The organism is Streptomyces sp. CB02261 (assembly GCF_001905665.1).
Taxonomy (GTDB): Bacteria; Actinomycetota; Actinomycetes; order Streptomycetales; family Streptomycetaceae; genus Streptomyces.
This window is the reverse complement of the sequence record NZ_LIVX01000003.1, coordinates 304,984-323,508: the sequence shown is the minus strand read 5'-3', so window position 1 is coordinate 323,508 and position 18,525 is coordinate 304,984. Positions and strand designations below refer to the sequence as shown.

General features: G+C 70.3%; 13 protein-coding genes. 3 read left to right on the top strand and 10 right to left on the bottom strand.

Features of this window, described 5'->3' with window-relative positions:
* Positions 1-181 precede the first annotated feature (181 nt).
* Entirely contained in the window at positions 182-1,231 is a 1,050-nt protein-coding gene (locus AMK29_RS11645) for an AI-2E family transporter (protein ID WP_073811446.1), read from the top strand.
* Positions 1,232-1,244: 13 nt separating this feature from the next.
* Here AMK29_RS11645 and AMK29_RS11640 read toward each other — a convergent pair whose 3' ends face one another.
* Both AMK29_RS11640 and AMK29_RS11635 read right to left on the bottom strand, forming a co-directional pair.
* Positions 1,245-2,063, bottom strand: coding sequence for an MBL fold metallo-hydrolase (locus tag AMK29_RS11640; protein ID WP_073811443.1), 819 nt, complete (start codon positions 2,061-2,063; stop codon positions 1,245-1,247).
* Positions 2,064-2,404: 341 nt separating this feature from the next.
* Complete coding sequence (locus AMK29_RS11635; RefSeq protein WP_073811441.1) at positions 2,405-4,525, bottom strand: SpoIIE family protein phosphatase; 2,121 nt, start codon at positions 4,523-4,525, stop codon at positions 2,405-2,407.
* 171 nt (positions 4,526-4,696) lie between these two features.
* Here AMK29_RS11635 and aspS point away from each other — a divergent pair, with 171 nt between their 5' ends.
* On the top strand, positions 4,697-6,526 hold the full coding sequence (aspS, locus tag AMK29_RS11630; RefSeq protein WP_073811439.1) for an aspartate--tRNA ligase: 1,830 nt from the start codon (positions 4,697-4,699) through the stop codon (positions 6,524-6,526).
* A 90-nt stretch (positions 6,527-6,616) separates the two neighbouring features.
* Here the strand turns inward: aspS and AMK29_RS11625 are convergent, their stop codons facing one another.
* The 7 genes from AMK29_RS11625 to AMK29_RS11595 form a co-directional block, all read right to left on the bottom strand.
* Entirely contained in the window at positions 6,617-7,048 is a 432-nt protein-coding gene (locus AMK29_RS11625) for a hypothetical protein (protein ID WP_143202890.1), read from the bottom strand.
* A 5-nt stretch (positions 7,049-7,053) separates the two neighbouring features.
* Complete coding sequence (locus AMK29_RS11620) at positions 7,054-11,694, bottom strand: putative T7SS-secreted protein (RefSeq protein ID WP_073811434.1); 4,641 nt, start codon at positions 11,692-11,694, stop codon at positions 7,054-7,056.
* Positions 11,694-12,341, bottom strand: a complete 648-nt coding sequence (locus tag AMK29_RS11615; protein ID WP_073811432.1) for a hypothetical protein — start codon at positions 12,339-12,341, stop codon at positions 11,694-11,696. Before AMK29_RS11615 ends, AMK29_RS11620 begins: the two co-directional genes overlap by 1 nt.
* Positions 12,338-12,835 carry an SseB family protein gene (locus tag AMK29_RS11610; RefSeq protein WP_443334063.1) on the bottom strand — a complete coding sequence of 166 codons (498 nt, stop codon included), beginning with the start codon at positions 12,833-12,835 and terminating at the stop codon, positions 12,338-12,340. The genes AMK29_RS11615 and AMK29_RS11610 overlap by 4 nt, the downstream gene beginning before the upstream one ends.
* A 196-nt stretch (positions 12,836-13,031) precedes the next feature.
* Positions 13,032-13,928, bottom strand: a complete 897-nt coding sequence (locus AMK29_RS11605; protein WP_073811430.1) for a helix-turn-helix domain-containing protein — start codon at positions 13,926-13,928, stop codon at positions 13,032-13,034.
* A 298-nt stretch (positions 13,929-14,226) separates the two neighbouring features.
* Complete coding sequence (locus AMK29_RS35590; RefSeq protein ID WP_073811428.1) at positions 14,227-14,658, bottom strand: ATP-binding protein; 432 nt, start codon at positions 14,656-14,658, stop codon at positions 14,227-14,229.
* Between the two features lie 448 nt (positions 14,659-15,106).
* Complete coding sequence (locus tag AMK29_RS11595) at positions 15,107-16,078, bottom strand: quinone oxidoreductase family protein (RefSeq protein ID WP_073811426.1); 972 nt, start codon at positions 16,076-16,078, stop codon at positions 15,107-15,109.
* Between the two features lie 285 nt (positions 16,079-16,363).
* Here AMK29_RS11595 and AMK29_RS11590 point away from each other — a divergent pair, with 285 nt between their 5' ends.
* A complete protein-coding gene (locus AMK29_RS11590; protein WP_443334062.1) occupies positions 16,364-16,807 on the top strand; it encodes a DoxX family protein in 444 nt (147 codons plus the stop codon).
* A gap of 69 nt (positions 16,808-16,876) precedes the next feature.
* Here the strand turns inward: AMK29_RS11590 and metG are convergent, their stop codons facing one another.
* Entirely contained in the window at positions 16,877-18,484 is a 1,608-nt protein-coding gene (gene metG / locus AMK29_RS11585) for a methionine--tRNA ligase (RefSeq protein WP_073811424.1), read from the bottom strand.
* Positions 18,485-18,525 lie beyond the last annotated feature (41 nt).

Here is an 18,525-nt window from a genome sequence, read left to right as displayed (position 1 = left end):
GGGGACGGGGTGCGGGGTGCCGGTGGCGCCCCGCACCCCGTACGGCCCCTGTCGCGGTACCGGACGCGCCTTCCGTACGGCCCCTCCCGCCGCACCCCTCCGCGACCCGGCCTGACGGGCCGTCACCCGTACGGGCCGTCAGCGCGCGACGACACGCCGGCCGGCGTGGTCCGGTGGACGGGTGCAGACGACGCCCGCGCTCCTCCCCGAACCCGCCCGCCGCGTCGCCGCCTGGTGCGCCGTCCTGCTGCTGGTCGCCGGGGTCGCCGCCGTCTTCGTCTGGCTGTGCGTCGTCTTCAAGACGGCCGTCACCCCCGTCCTGCTCGCGATCCTCGGCACCGCCCTCCTCAGGCCCCTCCACCGGCGCCTGCTGCGGATGAAGGTCCAGAAGTCGCTCTCCGCAGGGCTGACCGTCGTCGCCGTCCTCACGGTCGTCGGCGGCGCCACGTACATCGTCGTCGCCGCCCTCGTCGAGACCGGCGACCAGATCGTCGCCTCGCTGCGACAGGCCGCCACCGACATCGCCCGGCACCTCGGCGCTGCCGGGACCTCCCTCGACGACCTCGCCAAGAACGCCAGAACCCTCCTGGAGAAGTTCGGCGGGACCGCCGCCTCCGGGGTCATCAGCGGCATCAGCGTCGTCGGCGAGGTGCTCGCCACCGCCGTCCTCGCCCTCCTCCTCATCTTCTTCTTCCTGCGCGACTCCGACCGCGCCGCCGGCGCCCTGCGCTCCCTCGTCCCGGCCGGCACGGGCGACACCGTCGAGGCCATGGCCCGCCGGGCGTACGAGGCCGTCGAGGGCTTCATGCGCGGGACGACCCTCGTCGCCCTCGTCGACGCCGTCCTCATCGGCGTCGGCCTCCTCGTCCTCGACGTGCCCGGCGCGGTGGGCCTGGCCGCGCTCGTCTTCGTCACGGCCTACATCCCGTACCTCGGCGCCTTCCTCTCCGGCGCCGTCGCCGTCCTCGTCGCCCTCGCCGACCGGGGCTTCGTCATCGCCCTGTGGGTCCTCGGGATCGTCCTCGCCGTGCAGGTCATCGAGGGGAACGTGCTCCAGCCGATGGTGCAGAGCCGGACCGTGCAGATGCACCCGGCCGCGGTGATGCTGGCGATCACGGCCGGGGCGTCCGTCGCGGGCATCCTGGGCATGCTGCTCGCCGTACCGCTGACGGCCGCGGCGACGGGCGTCCTCGGCGAACTGCGGACGCGGTACGGGGCAGACACCCCCTAGGGGGCCTTGTCGATCAGGTCGCCGCCGGCTGGCCGCCCGGCTCGAAGCTCGCCAGCATCTGCTCCAGGGCCGCCTGGTCGGGACCGACGAACGGGTCCACGTCCGGTGCCGTCGTGATCGTGTCGAGCATCGACGCCGTCATCCGTACGGCCGGCGGCAGATGCGTGGACAGCACGATCTCCGGCGCCATGTCCCGGATCGGGTCGATCGTCGCCCGGTACTTGGCCGGGTCCACGATGTGCACCCACGGGCTGTCCACGGACGCCCACAGCAGCTGCGCCTGGCGCAGTTCCTCGGGCTTGAGGTCGTTCGCGTGACCGCTCTCCGCGAGCTCCTGCGTCGGCATCGGCCCGCCGAAGCAGTCGGAACTGAAGCAGATCCGGGTCTTCTCGTCGTAGAAGCCGACCGTGGCCGGGTTGTCGAAGAGCGGCGGCCTGAACGCGCGGAGCATGCGGTCGCCGACGTCGAGGGACTGGCCGGGGTTGAGGAAGAACACGCGGTCCGTCGGCAGCGGACGCTCGGTGGTCATGATCCCGGCGCCGATGAACGTCGTGACGACCTTCGCCCGGGGCGCGGCCACCAGCAGGTCGAAGATGCCGCCCGTGTGGTCGCGGTCGGGGTGGGTGAGCCAGATCCAGAGGACGTCGGCGGGGTCGACGACCGAGCCGAGCGTGTTGACGAAGTTCCGGTCGGCCACCGAGAGGCCCGTGTCGACGACGACGGGTTCGGCGGCGGTGAGGACGAAGGCGTTGGCGGGGATGTGCCCGATCCCGGGCACTTCGAGGCTGTCGGCCAGGACGGTGGTGTCGCTTCCGACCTTGTGGATGTCCATGGCAAGCTCCGTGGTCCCCCCGGCGGCCGTACGACACCAGTCTGCGCCGCGGGCGGGGGCGGCGCGCGGCGGGACGAGGGGACGGCGACGCGTGAGGACCAGGCCTTTCCGGCCCGTCCGCGCCGCGCACAGCACCCGGCGCTCGCCGTTCGCCCTACCCGCAGCAGGGCCGCGCACAGCACCCGGCGCTGGCCGTTCGCCCTACCCCCGACACGGCCGCGCACAGCACCCGGCGCTCGCCGTAGCGCTACGCGCAGCAGGGCCGCGCACAGCACCCGGCGCTGGCCGTTCGCCCTACCCGCGACACGGCCGCGCACAGCACCCGGCGCTCGCCGTGAGCGCTACGCGCAGCACCCCTCCCCCGTGGCCGACTCGTTCAGCTCGAACCAGATCGCCTTGCCCTCGCCGCGCGGGTCGACGCCCCACGCGTCCGCCAGCATCTCCATCAGGACCAGGCCGCGGCCGCTCGACGCCATCTCGCCCGGGTGGCGCTTGTGCGGCAGTTCGTCGCTGGTGTCGGAGACCTCGACGCGCAGCCGCCGGGACCTCTCCGCGCACGCGACCTCGGCGACCAGGAGCGCGTCGCCGTCCGTGTGGACGAGGACGTTGGTGACCATCTCGGAGACCATCAGGACCGCCGAGTCGAGCTGGTCCCCGTCGGCCCAGTCGTGCAGCAGCTGCCGTATCTGCTCCCGCGCCTCCGCGATCCGCTCCGGTTCCGCCTGCGCGATCGTCATGAGGGTGCGGCGCGGGGCCTGCGGCCGCCCGTCGGCCGGGCGGCGGGAGAGCAGCAGGACCGCGATGTCGTCTTCGCGGCGGTCGGCGAGCGGCCCGGTCGTGTGATGGGAGCCGGGGCCGTGGACGGCCTCCACGAGGGTGTCGGCGAGCTGTTCCAGGTCCTCGCCGTCGTGGGACTCCAGCAGCTTCCTGACCCGCTCCCAGCCGGAGTCCAGGTCGTGTCCGCCGGTCTCCAGGAGGCCGTCGGTGCAGATCATCAGGGTCTCGCCGGGCTCCAGGGTGAGCCGGGTGGTGGGGTAGTCGGTGTCGGGGTCGATGCCGAGCGGGAGCCCGCCGGCCGTGGGCCTGAGCAGAACCGTTCCGTCGTTCATCCGTACCGCCGGGTCCGGGTGTCCCGCCCGCGCGATGTCGACCGTCCCGGACTCCAGGTCGACCTCCAGGTACAGACAGGTCGCGAAGCGCGGGCCACCCGCCTGCTCCCCGTCGTCGCCGTCGGTGATCCCGTACAGGAAGCGCGAGGCGCGGGAGAGGACCGCGTCCGGCCGGTGGCCCTCGGAGGCGTACGCGCGCAGGGCGATCCGCAGCTGCCCCATCAGGCCCGCCGCCCGCACGTCGTGGCCCTGGACGTCACCGATGACGAGGGCGATCCGCCCGGGGCCGCGCCCACCGGTGCGGGAGGTGCCGCCGGGGAGCCGGATCATGTCGTACCAGTCGCCGCCGACCTGGAGCCCGCCGCCGGTCGGCACGTACCGGGCCGCGACCTGGATGCCGGGGATCCCCGGCCCGAGGACCGGCATCATCGTGCGCTGGAGTCCGAGCGACAGCTCCCGCTCGGACTCGGCCACGCCCGCGCGTGCGAGGGCCTGCGCGAGCATCCGCGCCACCGTGGTGAGAACGGACCGCTCGTCGGGCGTGAACACCACCGGGTGCTTGAAGGCCGCCATCCAGGCCCCCATCGTGCGCCCGGCGACGACCAGCGGCACGAAGGCCCAGGAGCGGCGGCCGAAGCGCTGCGCGAGCGGCCAGGTCATGGGGTAGCGGCGCAGGTACTCGTCGGGCGAGGGCAGATAGATCGCCCGGCCGGTCCGTACGACCTCCGCCGCCGGATAGTCGGTGTCGAGCGACATCGACGAGAACGGGCCCTCGTCGCCGTCGCTGTGCCCGTGGTGGCCGATGATCGTCAGCCGGTCGCCCGCCACGCCGAAGACGGCGAGCCCGTCCGGCGAGAACCCCGGCATCGAGAGCGAGGCGGCCACCCGCAGCACCTCGGCCGTCGACCGCGCCTCCGCGAGCGCCCGCCCCGCGTCGAGCAGGAACGCCTCGCGGGAGCGGCGCCAGTCGCCGGTGACGGGGGTGCGGGCGGCGGTGCCCGGCAGCTGCTCGGCGACCTCCTGGAGGGTGCCGACCAGGTGGTAGTCCTTCCCCCGGACGAACGGCTTCGACCTGCTCCGTACCGTACGGATCACCCGGCCGTGCTCGTCCATGATCCGCAGCCGGGCCTCGGCGAGGGTGCCCTCGGCGACGGCGAGGTTGACGACCCCGTCGATCTCGTTCCAGTCGACCGGGTGAAACCGGGAGCGTACGGCCGCCTCACTGAGGCACAGGGGCTCGGCGGGCAGCCCGAGCAGCCGGGAGGCCTCGGCATCGAGCGAGACGATCCCGGACGCGTTGTCCCAGCGCCACAGGCCTGTCGCGATCGCGGCCAGGACGTCCTCGGTGCGCATTGCCCTACTTTATGAATATCGGACAGCAGGTCGCCACCGAGACTATTCGAAAAGCGATGTCGGCCCGGCCGGTACTCTGGGTGGGTCTGCCCGCGTGTCCTGTGACATCCGTGACAGGGGCGCAGGGCGGCGGCCCACGACCCACGAATCCCGAAGACTGGATGAACGACGATGCATCGGTACAGGTCCCACACCTGCGGCGAGCTCCGCGCCTCTGACGTCGGCACCGACGTCCGGCTGAGCGGCTGGCTGCACAATCGGCGCGACCTGGGCGGCATCCTCTTCATCGATCTGCGCGACCACTACGGCATCACGCAGCTCGTCGCCCGCCCCGGCACCGCCGCGGCGGAGGTCCTCGACAAGCTGACGAAGGAGACCGTCGTCCGCGTGGACGGCAAGGTCGTCTCCCGCGGCGCGGAGAACGTCAACCCGGAGCTCGCCACCGGCGAGATCGAGATCGAGGCCGCCGAGGTCGAGGTCCTGGGCGCCGCGAAGCAGATCCCCTTCACCATCAACGCCGACGACGGCGTCAACGAGGAGCGGCGCCTGGAGTACCGCTTCCTCGACCTGCGCCGCGAGCGCATGCACCGCAACATCATGCTGCGGTCCGCCGTCATCGCCTCCATCCGCTCCAAGATGGTGGCCCTCGGCTTCAACGAGATGGCGACCCCGATCCTCGCCGCGACCTCCCCCGAGGGCGCCCGCGACTTCGTCGTCCCGTCCCGTCTCAACCCGGGCAAGTTCTACGCGCTGCCGCAGGCGCCGCAGCAGTTCAAGCAGCTGCTGATGATCTCCGGCTTCGACCGGTACTTCCAGATCGCGCCCTGCTTCCGCGACGAGGACGCCCGCGCGGACCGCTCGCCGGGCGAGTTCTACCAGCTCGACGTCGAGATGAGCTTCGTCGAGCAGGAGGACGTCTTCCAGCCGATCGAGAAGCTCATGACGGAGCTCTTCGAGGAGTTCGGCGGCGGGCGCCACGTCACCTCCCCGTTCCCGCGGATCCCGTTCCGCGAGTCGATGCTGAAGTACGGCAACGACAAGCCGGACCTGCGCACGTCCCTCGAACTCGTCGACATCTCCGACGTCTTCGAGGCCTCGGAGTTCAAGGCCTTCGCCGGCAAGCACGTCCGCGCGCTCGCCGTCCCGAACACGGGCGACCAGCCGCGCAAGTTCTTCGACCAGCTCGGCGACTTCGCGGTCTCCCTCGGCGCGAAGGGCCTGGCCTGGGTCCGCGTCGGCGAGGGCAACGCCCTGACCGGCCCGATCGCCAAGTTCCTCACCGAGGAGAACGTCAAGGTCCTGACCGAGCGCCTCGGTCTGGAGCCCGGCCACGCGATCTTCTTCGGCGCCGGCGACTTCGACGAGGTCTCGAAGATCATGGGCCCGGTCCGCGTCGAGGCTGCCAAGCGCGCCGGCCAGTTCGAGGAGAACGTCTTCCGCTTCGCGTGGATCGTGGACTTCCCGATGTACGAGAAGGACGAGGAGACCGGCAAGATCGACTTCTCGCACAACCCGTTCTCCATGCCGCAGGGCGGCCTTGAGGCCCTGGAGACCCAGGACCCGCTGGACGTCCTCGGCTGGCAGTACGACATCGTCTGCAACGGCATCGAGCTCTCCTCCGGCGCCATCCGGAACCACGAGCCCGAGATCATGTTCAAGGCCTTCGAGATCGCGGGCTACTCGAAGGAGACCGTCGAGCACGAGTTCGCGGGCATGCTCCGCGCCTTCGAGTACGGCGCCCCGCCGCACGGCGGCATCGCCCCGGGCGTCGACCGCATCGTGATGCTCCTCGCCGACGAGCCCAACATCCGCGAGACCATCGCCTTCCCGCTGAACGGCAACGCCCAGGACCTCCTGATGGGCGCCCCGACGGAACTCGACGAGTCCCGCCTGCGCGAGCTGAACCTCCAGCTGCGCAAGCCGGTGGAGAAGAAGGTCACGGAGAAGCAGGCGGACGACCGCCCGGTGACGGAAGCGGTCCACCCGGACGCGGCCCGCTAAGCACACGCGCTCACTCGAAGGGCCCGGAATCCACTCGGATTCCGGGCCCTTCGCGTGGCGGCCGCACCGACTGGGTCGGCCCCCTGCGTCTCACGTCACCGACGCGCGGAACCTCTCCATCGAGGAGTCGAAATCACCTCTCGCGCCGCCCCCGGCGGGAAGTTCCGAAAGGCCCTCTTCCTCCAGCTCCCGAGCAGCCCGGAGAACCGCGTCCGCGAGCTCTTCCCGCGTGCATGTCCCCAGCGCCGTCCTCTTCGCCGAGACCGAGACGACTCCCTTGCGATCACGCCGGAAGTCGAGCCGGAACGACGTGTCCGTACCCACGAACGAAACCGCCTTCCTCTCCCCGGTGAGGAGCGGCCGGAGCGAGTCGAGGAGGAGGGGAACCGACAGGTAGATCATCATCCCCTGGTCGGGGACCTGGCCCGCCGAACTCACCGAGCCGCTCTCACCCACGCACGTGATATCACCGAGGTCGAAGTCGCTGGCCTCGCCCTGATCGGGGCGCACGGTGAAGGTCATCCTGATCACGGTCTGTAGCTCTTTCCTATGGGGAAGAAGGTGACGACACGATTTCCGTCGGTGGAGTCCACGACCAGACGGTAATTGGCCCGCATGCCATTGACCGTCATGCGCTTTTCGAAGGTCTGGTACTGGTTGTTCGGATCGGAGATGCGGTTGCCCTTCTCCACCATTTTCTCCGCCGCTGCCTCTACCTGCGCGCGCGTCGTGGTGGGAGGCATGAGATCTCCGTGCCCGCCCTTGGCCGTACCGCTGATGTGCCGTTCATCGATGTGCCGCCACCCCTGCTTGGCATTGCCGTCCTCCAGCCTCGGTTTCGCCCGGCAGAGCGCCAGCCCGAGGGGGTCCATCCACGTGTACGGATTGGGGCCGTACCAGCGGTTATTCGGGCCGCCCTCCAAGCCGATCGGATCCGGACTCACATAGTGCGAGACGTCAGGGTCGTAGTAGCGGAAGTAGTTGTAGTGCAGCAGACTTTCGGGATCGAAATACTGCCCGGGGAAGCGCAGCGGGGTGTAAGCGGTGCTGTCCGACGCCCATGTCGTGGTGCCCCACAGCGTGCGGCGGCTGCGCCACGCAAGAGCTCCGGACTCTTCGACGAGTTCGGTCGGGCTGCCCACAAGGTCGGTGACGATGGCGAAGAACCGCTCGTCGACCGTCTCCTGCGGAGCGTCCCGCCGTGCGATGCGCTCCGTCTGGGCCAGTGGCCGGAACTCGTCATGATCCCAGGTGAGGATGACGGCGTGCGCAGAGTCGGTGCCCTGGCTGGTCTCCTCGCACAACGTGACGCCGTCCCAGGTGAATGTGATCTCCTCCAGCACGGTGCGTCCGTCGCCCGAGAGACGCTGCTTCGCGATGCGGCGGCCCAGCGCGTCGTAGCGGTACCGCCACAGGGCTCCTTCGGGGGTGGTCACCGATACGAGGCGGTCCTCCGCATCCCATGCGTACTGCCACGTATCGGCTTTGCGTGACAGTCGGGTCTTCTGGCGAAGGACGGTCCGCCCCTGTGCGTCGTACTCGTAACGGACGCTGCCGGCACGGGAGATCCGTGTCCCGGTGTAGCTACGAGCCCCGGTGGCTTCCTGACCGGGGTGGGACTCGGGCCAGGAGGCCGTGCTCAGGTTTCCCGCCGCGTCGTAGACGTATTCCTCGGTCCAGTTCTCCGCGCGGACCGTCGTCACTCGCCCGATCGGGTCGAGGTCGAAGCGACGGGAACCGGTGAGCAGGTCGTCGATGCCGGCGAGGCTGCCGTCCTCCCGATAGTCGTAGGCGCGCCGCAGCAGGGTGTGGCCGCCGCCCACGACCTGTTGGTCCTTGCAACGCCCCATGTCGTCGAAGGTGTGCCTGAGGGCGATGTTCCCTCCGACGTGACGGGCCAGTTCCTGACCCGCGGCGTCGTAAGCGAACGTGACGGTGCGCCCCGAGGTCGTGAGGGAGGTTCTGCGCCCCGCCGGATCGTACGTCCACGTACTGACCGCCCCGGTGGGGGTCGTCCTCCCGGTTCGGCGGCCCAGGACGTCGTGCTCGAAGGTGACCGTGCGGCCGTTCACGGTCTCCGACTCGAGACGTCCGTAACGATCCCTCATCCGTGTGAGCGTGGTGTCGGCGCCGGTCGCCTGTGCCAGCTCGTCGAAGATGTCGTACTCGAACGTGGTGACGGTGCCGACGACGTCCTTGAGCACGACCTGGCCCAGAGGGTTGTGTTCGTACCGGATCGTCTGTGCCAGACCGTTGGTCCGGGACGTGAGTCGGCCGTCCGGATCGTACGTGTATCTGAGCGTCCGACCGTCGAAGTCGGTCTCGCTCACGGCCCGGCCGACGGGATCGTACGCGTAGGTCCACGTCAGTCCCCGCGGATCGGTGACCGCGGTCAGGCGCAGGTTCGAGTCGTAGTCGAACGCGTACCGTGCTCCGTCCGGATCGGTCCGGCGCGCCAGTAGATCGAAGTCCGCGTACTCGTATGCGGTGACTCCGCCCAGGGCGTCCGTGTGGCTGACGCGGTTGCCCTCACCGTCGTACGTCCAGCGCTGTTCGCTGCGGTCGGCGTCGACGCGCCGTGCGAGTTTCCCTTCGACCGTCCACTCGAAGCTGGTGGTCGCTCCGAGCTCGTCCACCACGGTCACCGGACGGCCGAACGCGTCGCGCACGTACCGCGTGGTCGCGCCGAGGGGGTCGGTGAAGGAGACGACCAGCCCCGCCTTGTCACACCGTACGGTCCAGCTGTTGCCCAGGGCGTCGGTTATAGAAGACATGTGCCCCGACGCGTCGTATGCGTAGTGCGTCGTCGCACCGGTCGGTTCGGTGACCGTCGTGCGGTTGCCACGCGCGTCGAAGGTCTGGCGCACGGCGTTGCCGTCCGCACCGATGACGCGTACGGGGAACCCCTTCTCGTCGTACTCGGCCCGCGCCTGGCGTCCGTCCGAGCGGTCTACCCGGGTCGGCCGGCCGTGTTCGTCGTAGGTGACACGACTGACGTGGCCCAGCGGGTCGGTGTGGGACAACAGGCGGTGGTGACGGTCGTACTCGTAGCGGGTGACCGCGCCCAGCGCGTCGATCTCGGCGACGACCTGGGCGCGATCGTTGATCAGGTGCCGCTGGGTGTGCCCCAGGCCGTCGGTGAGGGTGGTCATGCGCAGGCCGGTGGCCGGGTCGACGTCGTCCCAGGTGAAGGTCGTTTCGAGGTGGCCGTTCGTGCCCGACTGGTAGGTGCAGCGGTCCTGGTCGTCGTAGACGTAGTCGAAACGGTGGCCGTTGGTATCCGTCCACGACGTGATGCGACCGAACGCATCGCAACCGAACCGGACGGGCCGCCCCGACGAGTTCGTGACCTTCGTCAGGTGCCCGTCGGTGTAGCCGTAGCGCAGGATCTCCTGGTCGGAGCCGTCCGCCGCCGCCTCCGCCAGATGGAGGGCGGTTATTCGCCCTTCGCTCGTGGTGAGCTTCAGGTGGTAGCCGCCGTGGTGGACGATCGCCGTCGGGGCGCCCGTCCCGTCGTGTTCGAAGGTGATCCAGCGGCCGTTGCGGTCGTCGATCTGCGCCAGGAGCGCGAGGCCGTCGGCGTGCTCGACGAAGTGCCGGACCGTTCCGGTGTCGGGATCGGTGAGGGTGTAGCCGTCCTCGACCCGGTCGAGCGGCCACCGGCGGCCATGGGTGGGCATGACCGGGACGCCGGGCGCGGGATGGGGATAGGCGAGGAGACTGCCCTCGTCACAGCTGAAGACGACACCTTCCGAGTCGATCTCCAGCCTCTGGTCCACCGTGCTCGACCACGTCGGGCCGAACCACCGCCCTGAGCGGCGCGAGGAGTCGAAGGTGCGCCGGAAGACGAGGGGAAGCGAGCCCGGCAGGGATATGTCGGTCTGCGGCAGCAGCACCCGGCCTGCGGCGATGTCGACGGGGTCCTTCTTGCACGCCGTCTCGCTCTCCTTCTTGCAGGCGGTGGCCGGATCCTTCTCCTGATCCCCGCGGGTCCCGCCCGGCTTCGTGCCGTCGGGCACGTGCTTCGTGCCGTTCAGCCCGACCCGTGCGCCGGTGCGCGCGAGCCCCGCGCCCTTCGTCCCGATCAGCTCCGGCACCAGCCTCCCCAGGAACTCCGACGGGTCGCCCTTCGCCGCGTCCCAGGCGTTCTTCAGCGCCCTGTCCGGGTTCGCCGCCGTGGACACCAGACCGGCGAGCGTCATGTTGACGCCCTTGTAGTACTCCGCCGGGTGCGTGAGGTTGTACGGGTCCGTCGGGTTCACCGACCGGACGAAGTTGATCAGGCCGGCTGAGCCCTTGACGATGCCCCCGCCGAAGTGGGCCAGCTCGAAGCCCTGGGCCATGCCGTGGTCCATCAGCTCCAGCTTGAGCCGCTCGCGGCCCGTCGGCTCCTGCGGTGCGTGGGCGAGGGCGGCGCTGACGGCTGCCTTCGCGGTGTCCCCGGACTCGTTGCGTGCCTTGCGCGCGTCGTTCAGGATCTCCTGGGCGCGCTGCCGCTTGGCCTTGCCAGGGTCGGAGAAGGGTCCCGGGTCCGGCAGCGGACTGTCGCCGGTGCGGGCCGCGTTGTAGGCGTCGACCTTCTTGTTGTACGAGTCGACGGCCGCCTTGGAGTCACTGTCGCCCTCCTTGTACAGGGCGATCGCCTCACGCGCCTTGCCCTGCGCGCTCATCACCGCCTGGGAGTACGTCTCCAGGGCCTTGGCCGCGCTCTCCATCGCGTCCGCCGCGCGCAGCCAGTCCGTCGGCAGGGTCTGGAACCTCTCCCGGAACGCGTCGGCGGCCTCGCCCTTCCAGTGGCCGGAGTCCAGCTGCTTCATCCCGCTGCCGACCAGGTCGAACGCCCGCTGGAAGTCCCGCAGGTTCTTCACCGTTTCAGCGATCTTCTCCGGCTTGCCGTGGATGAGCTCGTTCGCCTCCTCGGTCTGCCCGAGCTGCTGCTCCCCGACCTGCGCGCCGAGGGAGGAGGCGGTCTCGTCGCCCCAGTCCTCGACGGCGTCCGCGATGTCGTGCGCGCCGATCTTGTCCAGGCCCTGGCCGGTCTTGTCGGTCACATAGTCGATGCCTTCGCCGAGGCCCTCCTTGGCCTTGTCGACGCCCTCACCGATCTTGTCGATGCCCTTGTCGACACCGTCACCGATCTTGTCGGCCAGCCCACCCCAGTCCACCATCAGCGGCTCTCCCCCCACCGCGGCTGCTCGGCCTGGTCGACGGTCGCCTGATCAGGGTCGAGGCCGTCCTTGAGCTGTTCGTCCATCCGGGCCCGCATCGCCGGGTCGATCAGTCCGGACCGCTCCATCGAGTCCAGCTTCGCGTCCATGACGTCGTAGCCGGTGTTCTGCCAGGTCTGCTTCACGTCCTGGTGGGCATCGGTGAACGACTCCGGGCTGAAGTCCGCGTCGTCCCAGGTGTGCTGGTCGCGGATGGTCTCCCAGCTCATCTTCTTGACGTCGTCCTCGGACAGGTGCGGGTTCCCGTTGAGGGAGTTCACGCCGATCTTGAACGCGTCCTTGATGTACCGCTCCTGCTCCGCGAACGAGCCCGCCGACAGGCCGACCGCCTGCGCGAAGCCGTTCCCCCGCATCGCCAGCGCGCGGACGCCCCACTCCCACCGGGAGCAGAACGTGTCGAACTCCGCCGTCAATCCGCCGTGCCCCAACTCCACGCCCGACAGGGTCAGATCGGAGAACCCCCGCCCCGCCGACGCCTCACCGGTCATGCCGAGCTCCTTCAGCTCGGCGTGCGCCAGGTCGATGCCCTTCGCTATCTCCGCGAGCGCCGCCGCCGGCGCCGCGAAATCAGGCTCGTTCCCACTCATCGTGCCCCCGCCCCCGTCCCTGTCCCAGCTCCGGTCCCGGCCTCGGCCCCGGTCCCGGCCCCTCCGAGGTCCACCGCCACCTCGTCCGGGACGATCCCCGCCACCGGCGGAAACAGCGCCCCGTCCGTACTGCCCGCGTCCAGCGCGACCCCGGCAGGGCCGGGCAGCATCGGCACCATCACGTCGAGCAGCCGCGCGCCCAGGATCGTCCGGTACGACCACTCCCGGCCGGCCTCGCCCCGCGCGACCGCGAACCGCGCGAGCGCCTCCTCGTCCGAGAACGCGCAGATCCACCGGACCCCGTTGAAGTCGGCGGTCCAGAGACTGTCCTGCGCGTCGAACGGCACGAGGACGGCGGTACGCCGGAACTCCCCCAGCAAACGCGCAAACCGGCGGCGTGCCGTCGTCACTTCGTCGTCGGCCTCAGATCCACGTCCCGGCCCCGGCACGGTCTGCTCGGCGGCGGTCACCGAAGCCGCCTCCGGTTCCGGCATCGCCACCTGAGCCGACCCGCTCGCCAGATCCGCCAGCCTCGCAACCCGCCGAGGCTCCGGTATGTCGTCCCCGTTCTCCGTCACCCACGCATGCTGCCACGCGGTCGTTCACACGAGCAACGAACATATGCCTGAGCCTGTCACCTCGGTCGGGACGTCTCGTCCCGGCCTTCCGGTCGTCGCAGCCGGGGGCCGGTCAGCCGGTGCAGCCGGCGCAGGTGCCCGGTTCCGGGGCTCGGTAGGCGCGGTCGCAGGTGTCGCAGTTCTGGAGGGGGTGTCGGGTGGCCGAGGTCTCCGGGGTGCGGAAGAGCGGCAGGGGCGGGAGCTGGGCCGTGAGGCGGTGGGCCAGGAGCGCGGCCGGGCGGTGCAGGGGTTCCTGGGGGAGGCCGGTGGTCAGGGCGCCGTGGACGGCCTCGGGGGTGAGGTCCCGCTCCAGCCAGGCCGCGACGCCCGGGACGAGGTGTTCGGCGTCCGTGGCGGAGATCAGGAGGCGGGGGTCCGTACGGCGGAGGCCGGAGAGAACCCCGAGGGCGGTCGCGAGCATCTCGGGGGCGGGGTAGATGGGCTGCGGCACGGCCGGCAGGGCGCGACGCTGCGGCTTGTCCTCACGGCGGGCGGGGCGCTTGGGCTGCGGCTTGTCCTCGCGGTGCGCGGGGCGCTCGGGCTGCGCCTGGGGCTTCGGCTCGTCCGGGGTGCCGGTGTGGCCCGGCCGGTTGCAGGACACCGTGCGGGTGACGAGGCGTCCGTCCTCGGTGCGCTCGGGCGTGCGGCGCAGGTATCCGTGGGCCTCCAGCTCGCGCAGCGCGGCGGCGATCCGGGTCGTCCCCTCCGGGAAGCGGGCGGCGAGGCTCTTGATGGCGACGGATGCCCCGCTGGGGAGCGACTGGATGTGTACCGCCAGGCCGATGGCCAGCAGCGACAGCTCGGCGTGCTGGGCGAGGTGGTTGCCGATCACCGTGAAGCGGGTGGTGTGGCGGACGTTGTCGTGCGTGACGCCACCGCAGGGAGTGGCCGTACGCGTGCGCGGAGAAGGATTCTTCCCGGCCTTACGGGACGTGGCCTGGGGGCGCGCGCTAGTCTGCTTGGTACCCATAGGGAAGCCTCTTACTTCCTTGTGGTCAGGCCCTCGCCTTGGGAACGCAACTCCCGGCGGGGGCCGACGCATGTCTGAGGCTGGCGGTCATATGCCAGGTGGGCAGAGCGTAAGGCAGGCAACCCACCCCAAAGCCAGCTGTGTTGGTGTTTTTCACCCGAGTGAGTGAGTGCCTGCCTGAGCGGGGGGAGGGGTGGGGCTTGGTGGGTTTCTTTCTCTCTCATTGGTTTCTTGGGAGAGTGTCCGCCGCACCGAAGACCACATTCCCGGGATCCGGCATCTGAGTCGTTTTCGCAGGTCAGGAGGCCGGAAGATCGATCTCGGCCCATACGGTCTTCCGGGGCGCGGGTCCGAGCCCCACGCCCCACCGGTCGGCCAGCGCCTCGACCAGGACCAGCCCGCGCCCCGACTCGCTCTCGGGCGGGGTCGGTTGGACGCATGGGAGGTCCTCGGCCCGGGTGTCCGTCACCTCGATCCGCAGGACGCCCCCGCGGCTCAGGAGCTCGAGCCGGAAGCTGCGGCCGGCGACCCGGCCGTGTGTGGCCGCGTTCGCGGCCAGTTCGGCGACGACGTGGGTGGCCGCCTCCGTCACGCCGTACGGCACCTCGTGATCCCGCATCCACGCGACGGCGAGCAGCCGGGCGAGCCGGGCCCCTCGTGGCGTGGGTGAGAGGAGCGCGTCGAAGTGGCGTGTGCGTGACTGGACTTGAGTGACGTTCTGCTGATTCATGTCACCGAGCGTGGCGGCCCCTGGCTCGCGTTGATGCCCGCCGCCTGGGCGGGGTTTGTCTCGTACGCCGTCCGCCGCTGACGTCCCGAGGCCGCCCGGGTCCACTGTGCTTGACAGCGGACTGTCCGGGCGGGTCGGGCGGGGGGAGGCTGCGGGTCGTGTCCGGGTTGATCTCGGGCAAGCTCACCGAACCAGTCGATGAGGGAAGCGATCTGGGGTGCGGGCACGCCCTCGTTCGCTGTGCGGGCCTTGGTGTGCCACCGACGGAACGGGCTTGCCCAGGTGACGAAACGCGGTCGACGGTCGGCCGGTCATCACGCTCTGCCCGTGCTCGCACCGCAGCCGGCTCCCGTCAGCGGTCATCACCCGGGATCGCGGACACAGCTGCGCGGGATCGATGCCTGGCGGAGGCAACGTTCCTGCAGATCAGTCAGTTCCGCCGGTCGCCCTAGGGGATGACGAGCAGCTTGCCGGTGGTACGCCGAGCCTCCAGATCGCGGTGAGCCTGGGCGACCTCGGCGAGCGGGTAGCGGGCCGTCACGGTGGTTTCCAGCACCTTGGTGCGCACCAATTCGAGCACGTCGGCGGCGCGCCGGAGCAGCTCGGACCGATCGGCGATGAAGTGCCCGAGGCTCGGCCGGATCAGGGTCAGCGAACCGCCCTGGGCGAGCCGGATGGGGTCGAAGGGCGGCACCGCACCACTCGCGGCGCCGAAGAGCACCAGGTGGCCGCGGGTTCGCAGGCTGGCGAGGCTCGCATCGAAGGTGTCCCTGCCGACGCCGTCGAAGACGACAGGCAGGCCCTGGCCGCCATGGAGCCGCTTCACCTCGGCCGCGAGATCGTCCACCGCAGAGTAGAGGATCACCTCGGCGGCTCCGGCGCGCCGCGCCAGCTCGGCCTTCTCCGGTGTCGAGGTCGTGCCGATCACCCTGCCGCCGAGATGGGTGATGAGCCGGGTCAGCACGAGCCCCATGCCGCCGGCAGCAGCGTGCACGAGCACCGTGTCGCCTGGCTGGACCGGGTAGGCGTCCTTGACGAGGTAGTGCGCCGTCATGCCCTGCAGCAGCACGGCGGCGGCGGCCTCGAAGTCGACGTCGTCGGGCAGGGGCACGAGCCGGGAGGCGTCCACGACGGCCTGCTCGGCATAGCTGCCGGGGGTCTCCACCCAGCCGACCCGGTCTCCCACGGCGACGTGGGTGACGCCGGGTCCGACCTCGAGGACCGTGCCCGCGCCCTCAGTGCCCGGGGTGAAGGGCAGCGGGAGGGTGTACCGGCCCTGGCGGTGGTACACGTCGAGGAAGTTGACGCCGGACGCGCCGACCTCCACGACCGCCTGGCCCGGGCCCGGCACCGGTGGATCGATGTCGACCGGTCGCAGCACCTCGGGACCGCCCACTTCGGAAACCTGAATCGCTCGCATGACCCCTCCTGAAACGGCTAAGTTCCCTCACCAACTCCGGTCGTGGCGCTCCGATTCCCGCTCGCGGTGAGGTGTCGTAGCCGTGTCGCGTCCACGTGGGAGAAGGGCGGCACCGACGGGGTGGGCCTGCCCGGGTGACGAAACGCGGTCGACGGTCGGACGGGCATCACGGCTCTGCCCGCGCTCGCACCGCGGCTGGCGGCCGGCGCAGCCGCTCCAGCTCCCGGTCGTGGGCCGGGGGAAACACGTACCGTGGAAGGCGCCCCGATCCAGGAGGAGTTGGCCGTGAGCGTTCTGACTCAGGAGGGGTTCGAGGAACTCGCCCGTCTTGGCGAACGGGCGGTCGAGGCGGACACCCGGAAGGCCGAAGGAGCCGAGATGTTCGCCGAGACGTCCACCACCGCTGTCGTCGTCACCGCCGTCGCCGCGTTCATGGCCGGGTTCTCCGGGGTCGCGGTCTTCGTCAGGGCCGCGTTCGTCGTCGAGCCGCTCGCCGCGTACGGGGTGCCCCGGGCGTGGTGGAACGGGCTCGGGGCCGCCAAGCTCGCCGGCGCCGTCGGGCTCCTCGTCGGGTTCTTCGTGCCGGTGATCGGGATCCTCGCCGCCCTTGGGCTGATCCTGTACTTCGCCGGTGCGGTGATCACCGTGCTGCGGGCCCGCGCCTACGGGCACGTGGCCTTCCCCCTGGTCTACATGGCGCCCGCCGCCGCCGTCCTCGTATTCGCCTGACCACGGCGAAGGCCGCCGTTCCCCGTCGGTCACGGGGGCGGCGGCCTTCGCCGTACGTACGCCGGGGCGTCAGTCCTTCTTCGGCTCCTCCAGGCGCGGGAACAGCACCGCGCCCTTCGTCACCGTCGCGCCGGCGGGGAGCTGCCCCCACGTGGCGGAGGACTGCACCGGCTGGTCCGCCAGCGCGCCCAGGGAGGCCTCGGCACCCAGGGACTCCCACAGGGCCTGCGAGGTCTCCGGCATGATCGGGTTCAGCAGGACCGCGACGGCGCGGAGCGACTCGGCGGCCGTGTAGAGGATCGTCGCCAGGCGGGCCCGGCCCTCCTCCGACTGGTCCTTCGCGACCTTCCACGGCTCCTGCTCCGTGATGTAGCCGTTGACCTGCTTCACGAAGTCGAAGATCGCCAGGATGCCGCCCTGGAAGTCCAGCTCCTCGCCGATCTTCGCGTCGGCCGCCGCGACGGCCTTGGCCAGGCCCTCGTGGATCGCCTTCTCGGCCTCGCCGTCGGCCGTCGAGGCCGGCAGCGCGCCGCCGAAGTACTTGCCGACCATCGCCGCCACGCGGGACGCCAGGTTGCCGTAGTCGTTCGCCAGCTCGCTCGTGTAGCGGGCGGAGAAGTCCTCCCACGAGAACGAGCCGTCCTGCCCGAACGCGATCGCCCGCAGGAAGTACCAGCGGTACGCGTCCACACCGAAGTGCGAGGTCAGGTCCTGCGGCTTGATGCCCGTCAGGTTCGACTTCGACATCTTCTCGCCGCCGACCATCAGCCAGCCGTTCGCGGCCACGCGGCCCGGGACCGGCAGGCCCTGCGCCATCAGCATCGCCGGCCAGATCACCGCGTGGAAGCGGAGGATGTCCTTGCCGATGAGGTGCACGTTCGCCGGGAAGGTCTCGTCGAACTTCGCCGGGTTCTCGTTGTAGCCGACGGCCGTCGCGTAGTTGAGCAGCGCGTCGATCCACACGTAGATCACGTGCTTCTCGTCCCACGGCACCGGGACGCCCCAGTCGAACGTCGAGCGCGAGATGGAGAGGTCCTCCAGGCCCTGCTTGACGAAGTTCACGACCTCGTTGCGCGCCGACTCGGGCTGGATGAAGCCCGGGTTCGCCTCGTAGAACTCCAGGAGCTTCGGGCCGTACTCGCTCAGTTTGAAGAAGTAGTTCTCCTCCTTGAGGATCTCCACCGGCTTCTTGTGGACGGCGCACAGCTTCGTGCCGTCCTCCGCCTCGATGAGGTCGCCGGGGAGCTTGTACTCCTCACAGCCCACGCAGTACGGGCCTTCGTACCCACCCTTGTAGATCTCGTCCTTGTCGTACAGGTCCTGCACGAACTCCTGGACGCGGTCCGTGTGACGCTTCTGCGTGGTGCGGATGAAGTCGTCGTTGGCGATGTTCAGGTGCTCCCAGAGGGGCTTCCACGCCTCCTCGACGAGCTTGTCGCACCAGGCCTGGGGCGTGACGTCGTTCGCCTCGGCCGTGCGCATGATCTTCTGACCGTGCTCGTCCGTGCCGGTGAGGTACCACACCTTCTCGCCGCGCTGACGGTGCCAGCGCGTGAGCACGTCGCCTGCGACGGTCGTGTAGGCGTGGCCCAGGTGAGGAGCGTCGTTGACGTAGTAAATGGGGGTCGTGACGTAGAACGCCTTCGCCCCCTGCTTCTCGGATCCAGTGGCCGCCATGGTCGAAATCCTAACGGTCGCACGAAGATGCACTCACACCG

Excerpts from the sequence above, each read along its gene's own strand:
- AMK29_RS11640 (WP_073811443.1), bottom strand. The coding sequence starts at position 2,063 with ATGGACATCCACAAGGTCGGAAGCGACACCACCGTCCTGGCCGACAGC.
- AMK29_RS11635 (WP_073811441.1), bottom strand. The coding sequence starts at position 4,525 with ATGCGCACCGAGGACGTCCTGGCCGCGATCGCGACAGGCCTGTGGCGC.
- aspS (WP_073811439.1), top strand. The coding sequence starts at position 4,697 with ATGCATCGGTACAGGTCCCACACCTGCGGCGAGCTCCGCGCCTCTGAC.
- AMK29_RS11625 (WP_143202890.1), bottom strand. The coding sequence starts at position 7,048 with ATGACCTTCACCGTGCGCCCCGATCAGGGCGAGGCCAGCGACTTCGAC.
- AMK29_RS11620 (WP_073811434.1), bottom strand. The coding sequence starts at position 11,694 with ATGGTGGACTGGGGTGGGCTGGCCGACAAGATCGGTGACGGTGTCGAC.
- AMK29_RS11615 (WP_073811432.1), bottom strand. The coding sequence starts at position 12,341 with ATGAGTGGGAACGAGCCTGATTTCGCGGCGCCGGCGGCGGCGCTCGCG.
- AMK29_RS11610 (WP_443334063.1), bottom strand. The coding sequence starts at position 12,835 with ATGCCGGAACCGGAGGCGGCTTCGGTGACCGCCGCCGAGCAGACCGTG.
- AMK29_RS11605 (WP_073811430.1), bottom strand. The coding sequence starts at position 13,928 with ATGGGTACCAAGCAGACTAGCGCGCGCCCCCAGGCCACGTCCCGTAAG.
- AMK29_RS35590 (WP_073811428.1), bottom strand. The coding sequence starts at position 14,658 with ATGAATCAGCAGAACGTCACTCAAGTCCAGTCACGCACACGCCACTTC.
- AMK29_RS11595 (WP_073811426.1), bottom strand. The coding sequence starts at position 16,078 with ATGCGAGCGATTCAGGTTTCCGAAGTGGGCGGTCCCGAGGTGCTGCGA.
- metG (WP_073811424.1), bottom strand. The coding sequence starts at position 18,484 with ATGGCGGCCACTGGATCCGAGAAGCAGGGGGCGAAGGCGTTCTACGTC.